Genomic DNA, 16,840 nt, shown 5'->3' on the forward strand with positions numbered 1-16,840 from the left:
CCCCACTGCCCGGCCGCCCGGCCCCGGCCGCATCGCTACCCCGCTACCCCGCCACCCACGACCCCGTGCCGCGCCCCCCTCCCCCGCACTGCTCCGTCCGAGTCGTCTTCCGTGCCCCGTTCGGCCGCAGAACCGAGTTCATGATCATCCTTTCGGTCCGGTGCGGGTCTGATGCTGACGAGGCCGTGGCAGATCCTGGAGGGCAGTGTGGCGAGGACGCGGGTACGACGGGCCAGGGTGTGGAGCACGGTGGCCGCGGTGACGGGGACCTTGCTGGTCGTCGCCGCGGCGCCGGGCCGGGCGCCGGATGCCGGCGACTCGCGGCAGGAGCAGGAGAACCGGCGCTCCCGGGCCCCCGTGACCCTGCTGGTCGGGCGGGTGCTCGACGTCGACGGCGCCGCGGACGGAGCCTGCGCGGCGGGGGCGTTCCGCTCGTTCCCGGCGGGCGGCCTGTGCCCCGCCTGGCGCCGACAGAAGGTCCTCGCGACGGTCCACGGCGCCGGATGGGTACTGCCGGAGCCGCTGTCCGGCCCGACCGCCCGCCCCCCGGACGGCCGTCCCTCGGGCGGCCGTCCCTCGGGCGGCCGTCCCTCCGGCGGCCGTCCCTCCGGCGGCGACGCCGGTCCGGCCACGGCGGCCACCGGCCCGCTCGAAATCGCCCTGGCCAAACCGGGACTGCTCGGCGAGGTGACCGTACGCGACGGCCACGGCCGCCATCTCGGCGGCGGGCTGAGCCCGGACGGCCTACGCTGGCTGAACACCGATCCGCTGCGCGCCGGCGAGACGTACACGGTGCACGTCGGCGCCGAGAACGCGGCCGGCACGCAGGTCGGCGCCACGATGGCGTTCACCACCGCGCCGGCCGCCGACACCGACCGGCTCACCGTGACCTTCGGCCCGCGGGCGGGCACGTACGGCGCGGGGCAGGTCGTGACCGCCGGTCTCAGCCGGCCCGTCCCGGCCGCCGACCGTGACGCGCGGGCCCGGGTGGAGCGGGCGCTGCGGGTGACCTCGGAGCCCCGGGTGGAGGGTTCCTGGCACTGGGTCGACGCGCAGACCCTGCACTACCGGCCGCGGTCGTACTGGCCCGCGCACACGGTGATCCGGGTGCACAGCGGCCTGGACGGGATCGAGTTCGACGACGGCCGGCACGGCGGCCCCTCCGACCCGCTGCGGCTGGTCATCGCGGACCGGGTGGAGGCGATCACCGACTCGGCCGCGCACCGGATGACCGTGCGCCGCAACGGCCGCCTGCTGCGGACCATCGCGGTCACCACCGGCAAGCCGGGGTTCCGCACCCGCAGCGGCATCAAGGTGGTGCTGCGCAAGGAGCGGCGGGTCCGGATGCGCGGCGACACCGTCGGCATCAAGCGCGGCACGCGCGAGTTCTACGACCTGCCGGTGTTCTGGGCCACCCGGGTGACGTGGAGCGGGGAGTACGTGCACGCCGCACCGTGGTCGGTGGAGGCGCAGGGCGAGGAGAACGTCAGCCACGGGTGCACCGGCATGAGCACGGAGGACGCCGCCTGGTTCTTCCGTACGGTCCGCGAGGGGGACGTGGTGCAGGTCGTCAACAGCGGCGGGGAGCCGATGGCGCCGTTCGGCAACGGCTACGGCGACTGGAACCTCGACTGGCCGGCCTGGCTCGCGGGCAGCGCCCTGGCCGACCGCCCGGACACCGCCCCGGCGCCCGCCTCCGCCACCGTGCCCGTACCGCCCGTGCAGCCCGCGGCGGCCCGGCTGCGGCCCACCACGTGAGCGGATGCCCCGCCCTCAACCGGATCAATCCCGGGCCCCGCCGCACCGCCGGGGTTTGATCGTCGCTGTCCATCCCCTCCACTCGGGAGTTGAACATGCGCATCCGTACCACCATCGCCGCCCTGGCCCTCGCCGCCGCCGGCGTCATCGGCGCCACCGGCACCGCCGTCGCCGACGCGCACGCCGAGGGCATCGCGATCGGCTCGCCGGGCATTCTGTCCGGCAATGTCGTCCAGATCCCCGTGCACATTCCGATCAACATCTGCGGCAACTCGTTGAACCTCATCGGCGCGCTGAACCCGACCGCCGGCAACGTCTGCATCAACAACTGACGGTCGGCGGCCCCGGGACGGACCTCCCGGGGCCGCCGCACCCGCGCACCGCATCCGTGCGGCGCCGTTCCCGCGCTCCGCACCCCAACCCTCCGGGAGCCCCCATGCCACCCGCGCCCCTCCGCGCAGCCACCCACGTCCTGGCCACTTCGATCGTCGCGGCGGGTCTGTTCTGCGCCGCTCCCGCGCACGCCGCGGACCTGCCCGCCCACTGGTGCACCGTCAACGGCGTGGAGGCGCCGCCGGGACGGATGGTGCAGGGCACCCCGGGCCCCGACACCATCGTGTGCGAGGGCGACGTCGAGAACGCCGTCGTCTGGGGCGGGGCCGGCAAGGACAACATCCGCGTCAAGGGCCTGGTCGTCGACGCCTCGGTGCTCGGCGGCGACGGCGACGACACCATCCAGGTGAACAACCTCTTCCCGCGGAACGGGAACGCCGTCGTCCGCGGTGGTTTCGGCGACGACACGATCATCACCGCGCTGGTCGCGGGCACCGCGGAGCACGGCGCCGCGGTCCACGGCGACCACGGGAACGACACGATCACCACGGGCAGCGTGATGGGCACCCCGGGCCAGTACCAGCGGGGCGGCGGCCAGGTCTTCGGCAACGACGGCGACGACCTGATCCGCACCGGGAACGTCGACCTCGGCGGCCGGGTCATCGGCGGCAGCGAGAACGACACCATCGAGCCGAAGTCGGTCGGCTCCGAGTCCTCGGGCATCATCCAGGGCGGCCCGGGCGACGACAAGATCCGCGGCAGGAGGGACACGCTGCTGGTCATCGGGCCCGGCTGGGGCCAGGTGGACGGCGGCCCCGGCACCGACGAGTGCAAGATCCAGCACGCTTCCGCGGGTGAGCGGATCCGCAGCGCGGTCGCGAACTGCCCCTGAGCGGGCCGGGCGGGCCGAGCGGCCGCCCGCGTCCCCGGTTTCCGGTCTCCGGTTTCCGCCTCCGGACCGGTCTCACCGTCCGGGCCCCTCCGCCTGAGGACCGGCTCCGCTGACGAACCGGCGCCGCGTGTCCCCGGCCGACCTCCCCTTCCGGCCGGGCGGCACGCGGGGTCAGTCGAACAGACGGTGGGTCCGGACCTGCCAGGAGTGGGCCGGGTGGGGCGGACCGGGACGGCTGCGCGTCCAGCTGGGCCGGTGCGGCGGGGCCGCAGGACGCGTGTGCAGCGTGCGCCTGCGGCCCGCCAGCACGAACAGAGCGGCGGTGAGCGCCGCCAGTTCTATGTGGTCCGGGTCGCCACCCTCGACCCGGATCGCGTGGCGGCCGCTCACCACGTCACCGGCAGCGTCCGGGGGCCCCTGATCAGCGCTCCGGTCTGCCATTCGAGGTTCTCCGCCGGCACCGCGAGGGCGAGCCGCGGATAGCGGGCGAGGAGCGTCTCCAGGATGATCTCGGACTCCATCCTGGCCAGCATCGAGCCGACGCAGTGGTGCGGCCCGTTGCCGAACGACATGTGGGCGATGGGGCCGCGGTCGAAGTCGAGGGTGTCGGGGTCGGCGAACATCGCCGGATCCCGGTTGGCCGCCAGGTACGAGGCGTAGACCGCTTCCCCCGCCCGGATGAGCACCCCGCCCATTTCGACGTCCTGCATGGCCACCCGGGGCAGGCCCACACCGCTGCGGTGCGGGATGAAGCGCAGCAGCTCGTCGACGGCCTGCGGGATCATGTCCGGCTCCGCGCGCAAGCGTTCGAGCTGGGCCGGGTGGGTGAGGAGCGCGAAGACCATGTTGGCGCTGTTGTTGCGGACCGCGTGGGCGCCGCTCACGAGGATCGCGGTGGCGAGCGAGACGGCTTCGTCGGCGGTGATCTCGCCGGCTTCGGTGGCGGCTGCCAGTACTCCGCCCAGGTCGTCCTGCGGTTCCTCGCGGCGCAGCGCGAGGAGGTCCACGACGCAGTCACGGACGGTGGTCTTCGCTCCTGAGCTGCGGGCGGGCGCCGCGCCGGGCGCCATGATCATGTCCGCCCAGGAGGTCATGTCCCGGCGCATCCCGTCGGGCACGCCGAGCAGGTCGCTGACGACGGCGAGGGGGAACGGACCGTGCAGGTGCTCGACCAGGTCGGCGGGGGCGCCCTGCCGCTCCATCCCGTCCAGCAGGCCGTCGCAGGTCCGCTGGGCGGTGGGCCGCAGCCGCAGCATGCTCTTGCCGGTGAAGGCCCGGGCCACGACCCGGCGCATCACGTTCAGCCTGGGCGGGTCGGCGTAGTTCAGGGAGGCCTTCAGCGAGGCGATGGCGTGCGGGGACGAGCTGGTGACGGTGCGGCCGACCAGCTCCTCGCGGCTGAAGCGCGGGTCGGAGGTGACCTGCTTGACGTCCTCGTACCGGCTCATGAGCCAGGCGGCGTCCTTGCCGTACGGCAGGCGGATGCGGGCGGCGCGGGTCTCGCGCAGCCGGTCGTGCAGGAACGGGTCGAAGTCCAGGGCTTCCAGGTCCTCCAGACTCCAGAAGTGGACGCTGCCGTCCGCTTCCGGACAGCCGCCCGGCTGCGCCGCGGACTGCGGCCCGGCCACCGTCTCGGGGTCGGATGTCATGACTGATCTCCCAGGGTTCTCGTGACACGCTTCTCGTGACACACGGTGATTCACCCCCGCAGGGCGCGGTGGAGGAATCTCTTCCCTTTCGCCAGTCGACTGGCCCGGGCAAGCCCCCGGATCACCGGATTGGCCCTGGTCACGTGTGGACTTGCTCAGCGCGCACAATGTCCCGCCGTCCGTGAGGCTTTGTCGGGACGCGAAAGGAGACCCCACGCGATGGCTACTCTGTGCAGACCAGCGGTGTCCGTACCCGAGCATGTGATCACCATGGATCAGACGCTCGATCTCGCCCGATCCGTACACGCGGACCACCCGCAGCTCGAACTGGCGCTGCGGCTCATCCGGAACACGGGAGTCGAGAAGCGGCACATCGTGCGGCCCATCGAGGAGACCCTCAGACACCCCGGTTTCGAGTACCGCAACGCGGTCTACGAGGCCGAGGCGAAGGCCCGCGTGCCGGCCGTGGTGCAGGAAGCACTCGATCACGCCGGGCTCCGCGCGGCCGACATCGACGTGATCGTCTACGTGTCGTGCACGGGCTTCATGATGCCGTCGCTGACCGCGTGGATGATCAACCGCATGGGGTTCCGGATGGACTGTCGGCAGGTCCCCATCGCCCAGCTGGGATGTGCCGCAGGCGGCGCCGCGGTGAACCGCGCGCACGACTTCTGCACCGCCTATCCGGGTGCCAACGCCCTGATCGTGGCCTGCGAGTTCTGCTCGCTGTGCTACCAGCCGGGCGACCTGGAAGTGGGCAACCTGCTCTCGAACGGCCTGTTCGGCGACGGTGTGGCCGCGGCCGTCGTCCGGGGCCGCGGCGGCACCGGCATCGAGCTCCAGCGCAACGGCTCGTACCTGGTGCCGGACACCGAGGACTGGATCGCGTACGACGTCCGCTCCACGGGATTCCACTTCAAGCTGGACCGGAGAGTGCCGGGCACCATGGAGCCGCTGGCTCCGGCTCTCCAGCAACTCGCCCATCAGCACGGCTGGGACGCCGCCGAACTGGACTTCTACATCATCCACGCGGGCGGGCCCCGCATCCTCGACGACTTGAGCACCTTCCTCGGAGTGCCTCCGGAAGCGTTCCGCTTCAGCCGCGCCACGCTCACCGAGTACGGCAACATCGCGAGCGCGGTGGTGCTCGACGCGCTGCGCAGGCTGTTCGAGGAGGGCGGCGCGGCCGACGCGTCGCGCGGGATGCTGGCCGGCTTCGGGCCGGGCATCACGGCGGAGATCACCCTCGGCTCCTGGGCCTCGGAAGAGGACCGCGAACTCGCCGAGGTCGTGGAGCGGGAGAGCCTGCATGTCGACTGAGACCGCCGACAAGGGGACCGGTACCGGCTCGGACGGGCAGCCGCCGGTCCGGTTCTGGCCCGCCCAGGACCTCACCGGCGTCGACTTCGACCCGGTGCTGGCCGAACTGATGCGCGAAGGACCGGTGACCCGGATCCAGCTGCCCAACGGCGACGGCTGGGCCTGGATGGTGTCACGGCACGAGGACGTCCGCATGGTGACCAACGACCGGCGCTTCAGCCGCAAGGCCGTCGTCTCGCACAACGTCACCCGACTGGCCCCGCACTTCATCCCGGTCGAAGGAGCCGTGGGCTTCGAGGACCCGCCCGACCACACCCGGCTGCGGCGGGCCGTCGCCCCCGCCTTCACCACCAAGGGCGTGGAGCGGCTGCGCGCCCGGGCGAAGGAGATGCTCGACGAGCTGGTCGACGGGATGCTGCGGGACGGGCCGCCCGCCGACCTGACCGCCCGGATGCTGGCGCCCTTCCCGCTCGCGGTGGTCTGCGAGCTGATGGGCGTGCCCGAGGCGGACCGGCCGCGGATGCACGAATGGACGATGCTGATCCTGTCGTCCTCGGCCGGCGCCGGCCGCAGCGAGCGGGCCAAGGACGAGATGACCGGCTACTTCGCCGAGCTGCTGGAGCAGCGGCGCGGCAGCGACGGCGAGGACATCGTCGGACTCCTCGCCACCGCCGTCGGCCGGGAGGAGGTGACCGCCGCCGAGGCGGTGGGCCTGGCACTGCTGATCCAGATCGGCGGCGAGGCCGTCACCAACAACACCGGCAACATGGCGTACATCCTGCTCAGCCGGCCCGAGCTGGCCGAGCGGCTGCGGGCCTCGCCGGAGCTGCGGCCGACCGCGATCGACGAACTCCTGCGGTACATCCCGCACCGCAGCGCGGTCGGCCTGTCCCGCATCGCGACGGAGGACGTGACGGTCGCGGGCCACCTGGTCCGGGCGGGCGAGGCGGTCTACGTCTCGTACCTCGCGGCCAACCGCGATCCGGAGGTCTTCCCCGATCCGGAGGAGATCGTCCTGGACCGCACCCCCAACCCCCACGTGGCGTTCGGGTACGGGCCCCACTACTGCCTGGGCGGGCTGCTCGCCCGGCTGGAGTCGGAGCTGATGGTCGACGCGCTGCTGGACCGCTTCCCGGGACTGCGCCTCGCCGTGCCGGAGCCGGAGCTGCGGTGGCGGCCGGGGGCTCTGATCCGCGGCCCCGAGGGATTGCCGGTGGCCTGGTGACCGTCTTCGCCCGCTCCCCCGACGGCCTGCTGGTGCCCGCCGGACACGGTCGGACGCTGACCACCCCGGCCCAGGAGGTCACCTTCAAGGTGACCGGCGAGCACTCGCGGGTGGCGTCGAGCTTCGAGGTCGTCGTGCCTCCCGGTTTCGACGTCGGCGCCCACGTGCACGCGCACAGCGAGGAGCTGTTCTACGTCCTCGAAGGCGAGTTGGAGGTGCTGGCGTTCGAACCCCGGGTGCGCACCTCCGACGACTGGCACCACTGGAGGTCCCCGACCGGGCGCAAGCCGGTGCACGCCGGGCCCGGCACGGTGATCGTGGTGCCGCCCGGCTGCCCGCACGCGTTCGCCAACCGGTCGGGGGACCCGGCCAGGATGTTCTTCCAGTCCTCGCCGCCGCCCGACCACGAGCGCTACTTCGAGGAGCTGTTCGCCATCCTGGCGGGCCCGGGCCCGGTGGACGAGGCGGCGATCGCGGACCTGCGGAACCGGTACGACATCGAGCAGCTCACCCCGCTGCGCCACGAGGCCTGACCGCCCGGGCGCCCGCCGCCCCGGGTCTCGGTCCCGGTCCCGGGTCCCGCCTCACCCCCGCCCCCCCGTCACCCCCCGTCACCTCCCTCACTCCCGGCACCCCCCGTCCGGCCGCCGCGGCCCGGGCGGGGTGTATCGTGCGGAATCCTTGAACGTGTTCAATTCCATGATCGGCCGTGGGCGCCGGTGCGAGCGGCGGGGGTGTGCGGTGCGGCAGACGACGGGCGGGCGGACCTTCCGCGTCGCGGGGTACGCGACGACGGCCCAGTACGCGGTCATCGGCGTGGCCCTGGTGGCGCTGTCCCTGGTCACCGAGGGGCTGCCGGTCGAGCGCGGCGACTGGCTGTACACGCTCCTCTGGCTCCCACTGCTCAGTGCCGTCCTGGGGCTGCTCCAGGCCGTGCTGTTCGCCACTCCCACGGCCCTCGTCGGCGAGGCCCTGGCCCGCAGGCTGCCCGGCGCGCGGATCCTGTGGCACCTCGCGCCCGTCCCGGTCCTGCCGCTCGTCCCGGCGGCCGTCGCCCACGCGCACGACGGCGCGGCGTGGCAGTGGTGGGCGTACCTCACCCTGCTGGGCTGCGTACCGGCCCTGGCGGCCGGAGCGGACCGGACACCCCGCTGGGCCCGGACCCGCATCGGGGTCCGGGCCTGACGGTCCCGAGGCGATCGGGAGGCGATCCGTGGCGGCCGGCCGGGGCCGCGTCCGGGTCAGTAGGCGCCGAAGACGTTGTCGATCGAGCCGTAGCGGGCCGCCGCGTAGTTGCACGCCGCGGTGATGTTGGCGACCGGGTCGTAGGAGTCGGTCGAGGTGCCCGGCACGTGGTACGCCCGGAACGTCGGGTCGATGACCTGGAGCAGCCCCTTCGACGGGATGCCCGCGGCGGCGTTGGAGTCCCAGCCGTTGATGGCGAGGGGGTTGCCGGAGGACTCGCGCATGACGTTGCGGTAGATGCCGTTGTACGTACCGGGGATGCCGTGGCGGGCCATGACGGCGAGCGACTCCCGGATCCAACCGTCCAGGTTGTTGGGGTAGTTCACCGCCTGCGGGGCGACGCTCGTACGGGCCGAGCGGTCGGCGCGGGCGGGCGCGGCGGCCCGGTCTGCGGCCGGCTTCGTCTTCGCCTTCGCCTTCGCCGGGTTGGGCGCGCCGAGGGTGAGCTTGAGGCCCGGCCGGATCAGCGCCGGATCCCCGCCGATGACGCTCCGGTTGTCCTCGTACAGCTTCTTCCAGCCGCCGCTGACCCCGTGGGAACGGGCGATCCCGGAAAGGGAGTCGCCGGCGACCACGGAATAGGTGGTGGGCGCGGCGGCGGGCGCCTTGGCGGGAGCCGCCTTTGCGGTGGTGACGGAATGCACCGCGCGCACCGCCGCATTCGGCGCCGCGGCCGGGGCCGCGTCGGCCACGGGTGCGGCGAGCAGCGGGAGCGCGAGTGCGGCGCCGCCCGTGCCGGCGGCGACGAAGCCGCGGGTGAGCGGGTTGTTCTTCGGACGGCGGTGCTTGCCCGGTCCAGGCATGGTGAATTCCTCTCCCACGCCTACGGGGTGAGCTGTCGGGTTCGGGCCGGAGCTGCCCGGTCGCACGGCACGTGCGACTTCACCCCGAGCCGGCCCGCAGTACGGTCCGGCGGCTTACCTGGGTCCCCCGCTCCTGCCGTGTCGCGCGTGGGTGGGTTCGATCCCCGGGCAGCGGCAGGATTCGGCGTTCCACCCGGATTGACGGTGACGCTAAAGGAAAAGAGCCGGACAGAACAAGACACGAATTGCATGAGGAAATGGAAAACAATGATCCAAATCGAAAGGATCATCCGGCCACTTCCGGCACGGCGCCCAACTTCCGGCCAGGACAACGGTTCGACGGGCCGCGCCTCCGCCCCGCGACGTCCGGCGCGTGACTCACATCACGACCTCCGCACCGAATATCCCATGAGCGGATATGGCGATACGAAAACCTCCAATCCGGACATTGCCGCCCTGTCGGTCCGCGTCCGCGTGGGACATGCTGTGCCCCGGGAATTCCGAGGCATCCGAGGAGCGAAGGGGCACGCGGTGGACACGAGCGATGCGGTACGGATCGAACGCGACGGCCCGGTGTTCACGGTGGTCCTGCACCGGCCCGAAGCGCGCAATGCCGTCGACGGGCCGACGGCCGCCGCACTCGCCGCGGCCTTCCGGGAGTTCGACGCCGACCCGGAGGCCGCCGTCGCCGTGCTGTGGGGCGAGGGCGGGACGTTCTGTGCGGGCGCCGACCTCAAGGCGGTGGGCGGCGAACGCGGCAACCGGGTGGCGGCCGACGGGGACGGCCCGATGGGCCCCACCCGCATGGAGTTGGGCAAGCCGGTCATCGCCGCGATTTCCGGGCATGCCGTGGCGGGCGGCCTGGAGCTGGCCCTGTGGTGCGACCTGCGGGTCGCCGAGCAGGATGCGGTCCTCGGAGTCTTCTGCCGCCGCTGGGGCGTGCCGCTGATCGACGGCGGCACCGTGCGCCTGCCCCGGCTGATCGGAGAGAGCCGCGCCATGGACATGATCCTGACCGGCCGGCCCGTACCGGCTGCCGAGGCGTACGAATTCGGACTCGTCAACCGGCTGGTGCCGCCGGGCGAGGCCCGGCCGGCGGCGGAGCGGCTGGCCCGCGAGATCGCCGCGTTCCCGCAGCTGTGCCTGCGGCACGACCGGCTGTCCGTCCGCGAACAGCACGGCCTCGACGAGGCGGCGGCCCTGCACGCCGAGTACCGGCACGGCCTGGTCCCCCTGTCCGCCGGCGAGACCGAGGCCGGAGCAGCCCGCTTCACCTCCGGCGCGGGCCGCCACGGCACCTTCGCCGACTGACCGGGATCACCACGCAGGGGCGGCCGCGGGCGGGCAGTCCCGGCGCCGCCCGCAGGCGGCCCCGGAGGCCCTGCCCGGCGGTGACCCCCCGGGCAGGGCCGGGAGACGGTACCGACGTCAGCCCGGGAGACCGTGCCGGGGTCAGGCGAAGATCTCGTCGGCCGTGAGGCCTTCCGCCCCGAGCCATCCGAAGGTGAGGCCCCGCTCCTCGGCCGCGGCGTCCAGCTGGCCCTGGAGGACCTTCAGGGCCAGCTGGACGGCCTGGAGGCCGTCGATGCCGTGGATCTCCCAGACCGCCCCCTCGCCCAGGCCGGCGATCCGGCACGGGCAGATCCAGTCCCCTGCGGGGTCGGGGTCGGGCCGGGGCGGCCAGAGTTCGAGGCTGAGCCGGACGGAGGTCCCGTCCGCCGCCTCGGCGGTCAGCGCCCGGCTCACCACCGGCTCGCCGAGCTCGCCGGACTCCCTGTCCACCATGACCACTCCCTCACCCTTTGCCCGTTCTGTACCTCAGCAGCGTAGACGGGGCGGCGCGGATGCCCGGCGAGCCGCCGGGCATCCGGATCTGCGCGGCCCGGGCGTCAGGCGGCTCCCATGACCCGGGTGAACTCCTCGGGGCCGGAGGTGAAGCCGCGCAGCGCCGGGTCCAGGGACCAGCCACCGGACGCGTCCCGGGTGAACACGGCGAGCGTGGCTTCGGTCGCGTCCGCGACGGCGGCCAGGTCGTCCTGCACCAGGTCGGTAGCACCCTCACGGATCCGGATACCGGTGCCGGATATCTGCCCGAAGGTCTTCGCGCCGCCCTGGATCACCACCCCCACCACGACGCGCGTCAGCCGGTCGGACATCCGGTCGAGTTCGAGCGTCATCAACTCGTCGTAACCGAAGCCCTGTCCGGTACGGCTGTCCCGATGGAGGGTGATGGTCCCGTCCGGGGCTCGGTTGCCGAAGTACACGACGTAGACAGGGGCGCCGTGCGGGTCGTCGGCGCCGAACACCGCGGCGACGATGTCGAGGTCGTGGGCCGGCGTGCCGGAGGCGCTGGGGTCCCATCTCAGCGCGACCTCCACCTTGGCCAGGCTCTTGCGGACACCGGTCATGGAACTCCCCTCCTCGTACGGCGCGTTGCCCGCCCATGCTGCCACGCGCCCCGACCACCGGCGTCACCGTCCGTACGATCCCGGCCATTCGGGCCGACTTCGCTCGGGCCACGATCGGTGCGCGCCCGCCGCGGGAGGGCGGTGGGCGCTGCCCCGCGGACCCGGGCCACCCGCCCCGGTCGACGGTCGCCCGGCCCGTCGGCGGTCACCCGCCCAGCGGCAGCCCGGCCCGTCGGCGGTCACCCGCCCAGCGGCAGCCCGGCCGGGTCGCGAGCCGGCGCGTGGCCGCGGCCCGCCCCGCCCGGATCTCCCGTGATGGGGAACCGTCTCCCCCGCACGGGGGGATTGAATTCCGCGCCGCTCTCCTACTTCCTACCTCCTACCGGTGCGACGGAGGACGGCGGTCGGAGGTAGGTCGGCTGCGCCGATCGGGTCGGTGGGGCGGGAGGCCGGGGCCGGGTTGCGGGGCGGCGGGCGCGGCGGGTGCGAGTAGTGGGGGCATGACGATCGGACGGCGGACCCTGCTCCGCGGCATGGCCGCCACGGCCGGGATCACCGGCGCGGCCGGAGCGGCCGCCGCCCTCGGGGCGGTGGAGGCGGCAGCCACGGCCTCCCGGGCCGGGGCGGCCCGGCCCCCGGGCACCGGGGCGGCGCGCGCCGGGCGGCGGCCCGCGCGCTCGGGTGGCACCACCCGCAACCCCACGCTCGATGCCGACTTCGCCGCGCTGGCCGCCGGGCTCGACGGCCGGCTCGTCCGGCCCGGCGACCCCGACTACCCGGTGGCCCGCCTCCTGTACCAGCCCCGCTACGACGCCGTCGCGCCGGCCGCCGTCGCCTACCCCGCCCACGACCGGGACGTGGCCACCTGTGTCGCGTTCGCCCGCCGCAGCGGCATCCCCGTCGTCCCCCGCGGCGGCGGCCACAGCTACGCCGGCTGGTCCACCGGCACCGGCCTGGTCGTCGACGTCGGCGCCCTCGACCGACTGGTGGTCAGCACGGGCACGGGCACGGGGACCGGCACCGCGCAGCTCGGCGCCGGGCTCCGCCTCGGTGACCTGCACGCGGGACTCGCCGCGCGCGGCGCGGCCGTACCGGCCGGACTGTGCCCGAGCGTGGGCATCGCGGGGCTCGCCCTCGGCGGCGGCCTCGGCGTCACCAGCCGCGCGTACGGAACCACCAGCGACCACCTCACCGGCCTGCGCATCGTCACCGCCGACGGGCGGATCCGCGACACCGACGCGCAGCAGGACCCGGACCTCTTCTGGGCGCTGCGCGGCGCCGGCGGCGGCAGTTTCGGCGTCGTCACCGAGTTCCGCTTCCGCACCCGCCCGGTGTCGGACTGCGCGTTCGTCGAGCTGCACTGGCGCTGGCGGGACGCGGGCGCGCTGCTGCGGGCCTGGCAGCGCTGGCAGGCCGAGCTGCCCGATCCGTTCTGGAGCCAGGCCGAGTTCACGATCGAGTCCGGCGCACCGCCCGGGCCTGTGGTGCGGGTGGTGTGCCTGGACGGCCTCCGGGAGCTGGAGAACCGGCTGACGCGGCTGGCCGACCTCGCCGGGGCGCCGCCGCGGGACAGCTTCACGGTGGTGCGCGGCTACGGCGAGACGATGCGCGCGATGTCCGGCTGCCTGGACCTGTCCCCCGCCCAGTGCCGTCTGCCCGGCGAGCTGCCGGGCCGGGACCCGCAGGGGCGGCTCGGCCGCGACGACTACGCGGCGCGCTCCGACTTCTGGCCGGCGGGCGGGCTGCCCGGCGCGGCGCTCGACGCGGTGCTCGCCGGGGTGGCCCGGTACGCGTCGACGGCCGTGCGCGGGGGACGGGGAGTGGTGCAGTTCGACGGGGTGTGCGGCGGGGCCGTGAACCGGGTGCCGGCCGCGGACACGGCCTTCGTCCACCGGGACAGCGCCTTCCTCGCCCAGTACCTGGCCTACTGGCCTGCCGGTGCGTCGCGCGCGGAGGTGGACCGGCAGCGGGGCTGGCTGGACCGGCTCTGGACGGACCTGCGCGTGTGGGCGGGGGGCTCGGCCTACCAGAACTACGCGGATCCCGCGCTCTCGACCTGGGCCGACGCCTATTACGGGACCAACCTGGCGCGGCTCCGGCAGGTCAAGCGGGCCTACGACCCCGAGGAGCTGTTCCGCTTCCCTCAGGGCGTACGCCCCCTCTGACGGCCCGCGCCCTCCCCCGCGGCGGGTCCGGGCGGAGCCGGGTTGCTGTTGGGGCTCCGCGCCGAACCCCGCGCCTCGAACGCCGGCGGGGCTGGAGGTTGCGCCCTGCGCACCGGCGAGTCCGGGTGTTGCGCCCCAGGCCACCGGCGAGGCCGGAGCGGGCCCCGCCCGAGGCCCCGCCAAGCGCCGGCGAGGCCGGAGGTGCCCGTCGGACTCAGGTGCGCAGCGTTGCGGGCCGCGGGTACGTGCGGGTCTGCTTGACGCTGCCGAAGGCGAAGCTCGACTCGATCGAGGCGATGCCGGGAATGGCGTGGATGCGGGTGCGGACCAGGGCCTCGTACGCTTCGAGGCTCTCGATCACGATCCGCAGCAGGTAGTCGCTGCTGCCCGCCATCAGGTAGCAGTCCTGGATGTGCTCGATGAGGCCCACGTGCTCCTCGAAGAGCCGGACCGCCTCGCCCGTGTGCCGTTCCAGCCGGACCCGTACGAAGACGGTGATCGGCAGCCCGAAGGCGGACTGGTCGACCATCGCCGTGTAGCCGCGGATCAGCCCGGACTCCTCCATCCGGCGCACCCGGCGCAGGCACGGTGACGGGGAGAGCTGGACGCGGTCGGCGAGGTCCTGGTTGGAGAGCCGGCCGTCCGTCTGCAGCTCCCGGATGATGTGCAGGTCGACGGCGTCCACGGCCCCTCGTTTCCCGGTTCGGCCAGCAGCGGCCGTTTCTCATCCGATTATTGGCAGATTCTGCCCTCACGGTAGGCCTGAGAGGCAGAAGTAGCAATCGGCTGCCCTCGGAAAAGACCTAGCGTTGCGGGGTGGGCAGATCGCCCGGTTCCGCTACGGGAGGATGCTCGTTGGTCACGATCGCTACCACCGACAGAGGGGACGCGCGGGCGGCCGCGGTCCGGGGGGCAGGCCGCGGGATCTCCCCGCAGGCAGTGGGGATGGTGGCGCTCCTGCTCACCGTCGCGATCTGGGCGGCGTTCGCGCTGAGCGCCCGCGCACTGAGCTCCTCGACCCTCGAACCCGCCGGCGCGGCCCTGCTCCGGTACGGCGTACCGCTGCTCGTGCTGGCACCCGCGCTGTGGCGGCGCCGTCGGCTGATCGCCGCGGTCCGGCCGGCCGCCGCCCTCAAGGTCGCCTGCGGCGCCGGAGTGCCGTTCTTCCTGGCCGCGATGCAGGGCGGCTCCCTCACCTCCGCGGCCTTCGTCGGCTCGCTGGTGCCCGGCATGGTCCCGCTGTTCGTCTCCGCCCTGATGGCCGCGAACGGCCGCGGACTGCCCAAGGGCACGCAGGCGGCCGGGCTCGCCCTGATCGCGGCCGGCGTCGTCGCGCTCGTCTGGCGGTACGTCGTACCCGTGGACGGCTCGGTGCTCGCGGGCTCCGGCCTGCTCCTCGTCGCCAGCGGACTCTGGGCGCTGTACACGATCGGGCTGCGGGAGGTCGAGCTCGACCCCGTGGGGTCGATCGGCCTGCTCTGCCTGCCCTCCTTCGCCGTCATCGGCCTGCTGGCCCTGACCGGCGTGCTGCCCACCGGCTTCGCGCACGCCGCCGGCGGCGACGTCCTGCTGTTCCTGGTGGTGCAGGGGCTCGGCGTCGGCCTGTGCGCCGGCCTGCTGTACGCCTTCGCCATCCGGCGGGTGGGCGCGGAGCGCAGCTCCGTGGTCGGCAGCCTCAGCCCGGTCCTCGTCGTGCTGCTCGCCGTCCCGCTGCTCGGCGAATCGCCGACCGCCGCCGTCCTGATCGGCGTCCCCCTCATCACCGCCGGCGTCGCGCTGGCCAACCGACGCCCCCGAACCGAGGTCCCCACCGATGCTTGAGCTGCTGCCGCCCCCGCCCGCCGACCCGCTGTGGGAGCTGGCCGCCGAGTTCGGCGCCGACCCGCGCCCCGAACGCCTGAACCTCGTGCTCGGCGTCTACCGCGACCACACCGGCACGACGCCGGTGATGGGCGCCGTCCGCGAGGCCGAGGCCCGGCTCGCGGAGCGCTCGGAGTCGAAGGAGTACCGCGGCCTGTCCGGGAACACCGCCTTCAACCGCGCCATGCTCGCGACCGTGCTCGGCTCCGCCGAACTCACCGCGCGGGCCACCGCCGTCCAGACCGTCGCGGGCACCGGCGCGCTGCGGCTGCTGGCCGACCTGATCTGCCGCACCCGCCCCGGCACCACCGTGTGGATCAGCGACCCGGCGTACGTCAACCACCGGCCGATCATGGAGGCCGCCGGGCTGACGGTGCGCACGTACGGCTGGGTCGACGCGGCCGGGCACTTCGACCGGGAGGGCATGCTGCGCGACCTGTCCGCGGCGCAGCGCGACGACGTGGTCCTGCTCCAGGGCTGCTGCCACAACCCGTCCGGGGTCGACCCGTCGGCACAGGCCTGGGAGGACGTGGCCGCGCTGGCCGAACTGGCCGGCTGGGTGCCGCTCGTGGACCTGGCGTACCACGGCCTCGGCGACGGTCTGGAGGCCGATCTGGCGCCCACCCGGATGCTGGCCGCCCGTCTTCCCGAGGTGCTCGTCGCCATCAGCTGTTCGAAGAACTTCGGGCTCTACAGCGACCGTACGGGCTGCGCGGTGGTGCTCGGCTCCTCGGCGCGGGCGCTGCGGCACGTGGAGACGGCGCTGCAGAACGCGGCGCGGACCCTGTACTCGATGCCGCCCGAGCACGGGGCGGCGGTGGTCGCGACCGTCCTGGAGGACGCCGGGCTGCGCACCGCGTGGCGGGCCGAGCTGGAGGTCATGCGGGGCCGGATCACCGCCAACCGCACCGACCTGACGGCCCATCTGGGCAACCTGGGGCACGACGGGCCGGCGCGGGTGCTGGCACGCCAGAAGGGCATGTTCTCCATGCTGCCGCTCGGCCCGGAGCAGATGGCCCGGCTGCGCACCGAGTACGCGGTCTACGGCACCGGCTCGGGCCGCATCAACATCGCGGGCATCCCGGCGCACCGGATCCCGTACCTGGCGCGGTCGGTGGCCGCGGTACTGGAGCGCTGAGGGGCCGCGCGCTCCCGGGGCACGGTTCTGCCGCAGTCGGGACG

General features: G+C 73.9%; 17 protein-coding genes and 1 riboswitch. Of the genes, 11 read left to right on the forward strand and 6 right to left on the reverse strand.

What is annotated here, in order from left to right; translation table 11 throughout:
- The first annotated feature begins 258 nt into the window (after positions 1-258).
- From OG764_RS04655 to OG764_RS04665, 3 genes are all read left to right on the forward strand, one after another.
- The gene (locus tag OG764_RS04655) at positions 259-1,758 is read left to right on the forward strand and encodes a L,D-transpeptidase (protein ID WP_328967094.1); all 1,500 of its coding nucleotides are present in this window, start codon (positions 259-261) and stop codon (positions 1,756-1,758) included.
- 95 nt (positions 1,759-1,853) lie between these two features.
- Positions 1,854-2,090, forward strand: a complete 237-nt coding sequence (locus OG764_RS04660; RefSeq protein ID WP_328967095.1) for a chaplin — start codon at positions 1,854-1,856, stop codon at positions 2,088-2,090.
- A gap of 104 nt (positions 2,091-2,194) precedes the next feature.
- Positions 2,195-2,983, forward strand: a complete 789-nt coding sequence (locus OG764_RS04665) for a hypothetical protein (protein ID WP_328967096.1) — start codon at positions 2,195-2,197, stop codon at positions 2,981-2,983.
- Between the two features lie 171 nt (positions 2,984-3,154).
- On the opposite strand, the gene OG764_RS04670 is transcribed toward OG764_RS04665, so the two are convergent.
- On the reverse strand, positions 3,155-3,373 hold the full coding sequence (locus OG764_RS04670) for an acyl-CoA carboxylase subunit epsilon (RefSeq protein ID WP_328967097.1): 219 nt from the start codon (positions 3,371-3,373) through the stop codon (positions 3,155-3,157).
- A complete protein-coding gene (locus OG764_RS04675) occupies positions 3,370-4,632 on the reverse strand; it encodes a cytochrome P450 (protein ID WP_328967098.1) in 1,263 nt (420 codons plus the stop codon). Before OG764_RS04675 ends, OG764_RS04670 begins: the two co-directional genes overlap by 4 nt.
- A gap of 219 nt (positions 4,633-4,851) precedes the next feature.
- Between OG764_RS04675 and OG764_RS04680 the strand changes: the two genes are divergently transcribed.
- The 4 genes from OG764_RS04680 to OG764_RS04695 all read left to right on the forward strand — a co-directional run bounded on the left by OG764_RS04680 (position 4,852) and on the right by OG764_RS04695 (position 8,362).
- A complete protein-coding gene (locus tag OG764_RS04680) occupies positions 4,852-5,952 on the forward strand; it encodes a type III polyketide synthase (RefSeq protein WP_328967099.1) in 1,101 nt (366 codons plus the stop codon).
- On the forward strand, positions 5,942-7,177 hold the full coding sequence (locus OG764_RS04685; protein ID WP_328967100.1) for a cytochrome P450: 1,236 nt from the start codon (positions 5,942-5,944) through the stop codon (positions 7,175-7,177). The genes OG764_RS04680 and OG764_RS04685 overlap by 11 nt, the downstream gene beginning before the upstream one ends.
- Positions 7,174-7,710 (forward strand): cupin domain-containing protein, encoded by a 537-nt coding sequence (locus OG764_RS04690; protein ID WP_328967101.1) that lies wholly within the window; start codon positions 7,174-7,176, stop codon positions 7,708-7,710. The genes OG764_RS04685 and OG764_RS04690 overlap by 4 nt, the downstream gene beginning before the upstream one ends.
- Positions 7,711-7,918: 208 nt before the next feature.
- The gene (locus OG764_RS04695) at positions 7,919-8,362 is read left to right on the forward strand and encodes a hypothetical protein (protein WP_328967102.1); all 444 of its coding nucleotides are present in this window, start codon (positions 7,919-7,921) and stop codon (positions 8,360-8,362) included.
- A gap of 56 nt (positions 8,363-8,418) precedes the next feature.
- Here OG764_RS04695 and OG764_RS04700 read toward each other — a convergent pair whose 3' ends face one another.
- Positions 8,419-9,225, reverse strand: a complete 807-nt coding sequence (locus OG764_RS04700) for a LysM peptidoglycan-binding domain-containing protein (protein ID WP_328967103.1) — start codon at positions 9,223-9,225, stop codon at positions 8,419-8,421.
- Positions 9,226-9,227: 2 nt separating this feature from the next.
- Positions 9,228-9,389, reverse strand: a riboswitch (cyclic di-AMP (ydaO/yuaA leader).
- A gap of 367 nt (positions 9,390-9,756) precedes the next feature.
- Here OG764_RS04700 and OG764_RS04705 point away from each other — a divergent pair.
- Complete coding sequence (locus OG764_RS04705) at positions 9,757-10,536, forward strand: crotonase/enoyl-CoA hydratase family protein (protein ID WP_328967104.1); 780 nt, start codon at positions 9,757-9,759, stop codon at positions 10,534-10,536.
- A 141-nt stretch (positions 10,537-10,677) separates the two neighbouring features.
- On the opposite strand, the gene OG764_RS04710 is transcribed toward OG764_RS04705, so the two are convergent.
- Together OG764_RS04710 and OG764_RS04715 are read right to left on the reverse strand one after the other, a co-directional pair.
- The gene (locus tag OG764_RS04710) at positions 10,678-11,010 is read right to left on the reverse strand and encodes a DUF6968 family protein (RefSeq protein ID WP_328967105.1); all 333 of its coding nucleotides are present in this window, start codon (positions 11,008-11,010) and stop codon (positions 10,678-10,680) included.
- A gap of 104 nt (positions 11,011-11,114) precedes the next feature.
- The gene (locus OG764_RS04715) at positions 11,115-11,633 is read right to left on the reverse strand and encodes a TerD family protein (RefSeq protein WP_328967106.1); all 519 of its coding nucleotides are present in this window, start codon (positions 11,631-11,633) and stop codon (positions 11,115-11,117) included.
- A gap of 500 nt (positions 11,634-12,133) precedes the next feature.
- Here OG764_RS04715 and OG764_RS04720 point away from each other — a divergent pair, with 500 nt between their 5' ends.
- A complete protein-coding gene (locus OG764_RS04720; protein WP_328967107.1) occupies positions 12,134-13,798 on the forward strand; it encodes an FAD-binding oxidoreductase in 1,665 nt (554 codons plus the stop codon).
- Positions 13,799-14,012: 214 nt separating this feature from the next.
- Here OG764_RS04720 and OG764_RS04725 read toward each other — a convergent pair whose 3' ends face one another.
- Positions 14,013-14,483, reverse strand: a complete 471-nt coding sequence (locus OG764_RS04725; RefSeq protein ID WP_328967108.1) for an Lrp/AsnC family transcriptional regulator — start codon at positions 14,481-14,483, stop codon at positions 14,013-14,015.
- A gap of 170 nt (positions 14,484-14,653) precedes the next feature.
- Here OG764_RS04725 and OG764_RS04730 point away from each other — a divergent pair, with 170 nt between their 5' ends.
- Both OG764_RS04730 and OG764_RS04735 read left to right on the forward strand, forming a co-directional pair.
- Positions 14,654-15,619: a DMT family transporter gene (locus OG764_RS04730; protein WP_328967109.1), complete on the forward strand. Its 966-nt coding sequence runs from the start codon at positions 14,654-14,656 to the stop codon at positions 15,617-15,619.
- On the forward strand, positions 15,612-16,796 hold the full coding sequence (locus OG764_RS04735; protein ID WP_328967110.1) for an amino acid aminotransferase: 1,185 nt from the start codon (positions 15,612-15,614) through the stop codon (positions 16,794-16,796). The genes OG764_RS04730 and OG764_RS04735 overlap by 8 nt, the downstream gene beginning before the upstream one ends.
- Positions 16,797-16,840 lie beyond the last annotated feature (44 nt).

It is taken from the genome of Streptomyces sp. NBC_00239, from assembly GCF_036194065.1.
In the GTDB taxonomy this organism is placed as follows: Bacteria; Actinomycetota; Actinomycetes; order Streptomycetales; family Streptomycetaceae; genus Streptomyces.

What these genes read in the sequence shown, in the direction of transcription:
- OG764_RS04720 (WP_328967107.1), top strand. Translation starts at nt 12,134, where the DNA reads ATGACGATCGGACGGCGGACCCTGCTCCGCGGCATGGCCGCCACGGCC.
- OG764_RS04715 (WP_328967106.1), bottom strand. Translation starts at nt 11,633, where the DNA reads ATGACCGGTGTCCGCAAGAGCCTGGCCAAGGTGGAGGTCGCGCTGAGA.
- OG764_RS04735 (WP_328967110.1), top strand. Translation starts at nt 15,612, where the DNA reads ATGCTTGAGCTGCTGCCGCCCCCGCCCGCCGACCCGCTGTGGGAGCTG.
- OG764_RS04675 (WP_328967098.1), bottom strand. Translation starts at nt 4,632, where the DNA reads ATGACATCCGACCCCGAGACGGTGGCCGGGCCGCAGTCCGCGGCGCAG.
- OG764_RS04680 (WP_328967099.1), top strand. Translation starts at nt 4,852, where the DNA reads ATGGCTACTCTGTGCAGACCAGCGGTGTCCGTACCCGAGCATGTGATC.
- OG764_RS04710 (WP_328967105.1), bottom strand. Translation starts at nt 11,010, where the DNA reads ATGGTGGACAGGGAGTCCGGCGAGCTCGGCGAGCCGGTGGTGAGCCGG.
- OG764_RS04665 (WP_328967096.1), top strand. Translation starts at nt 2,195, where the DNA reads ATGCCACCCGCGCCCCTCCGCGCAGCCACCCACGTCCTGGCCACTTCG.
- OG764_RS04700 (WP_328967103.1), bottom strand. Translation starts at nt 9,225, where the DNA reads ATGCCTGGACCGGGCAAGCACCGCCGTCCGAAGAACAACCCGCTCACC.
- OG764_RS04660 (WP_328967095.1), top strand. Translation starts at nt 1,854, where the DNA reads ATGCGCATCCGTACCACCATCGCCGCCCTGGCCCTCGCCGCCGCCGGC.
- OG764_RS04685 (WP_328967100.1), top strand. Translation starts at nt 5,942, where the DNA reads ATGTCGACTGAGACCGCCGACAAGGGGACCGGTACCGGCTCGGACGGG.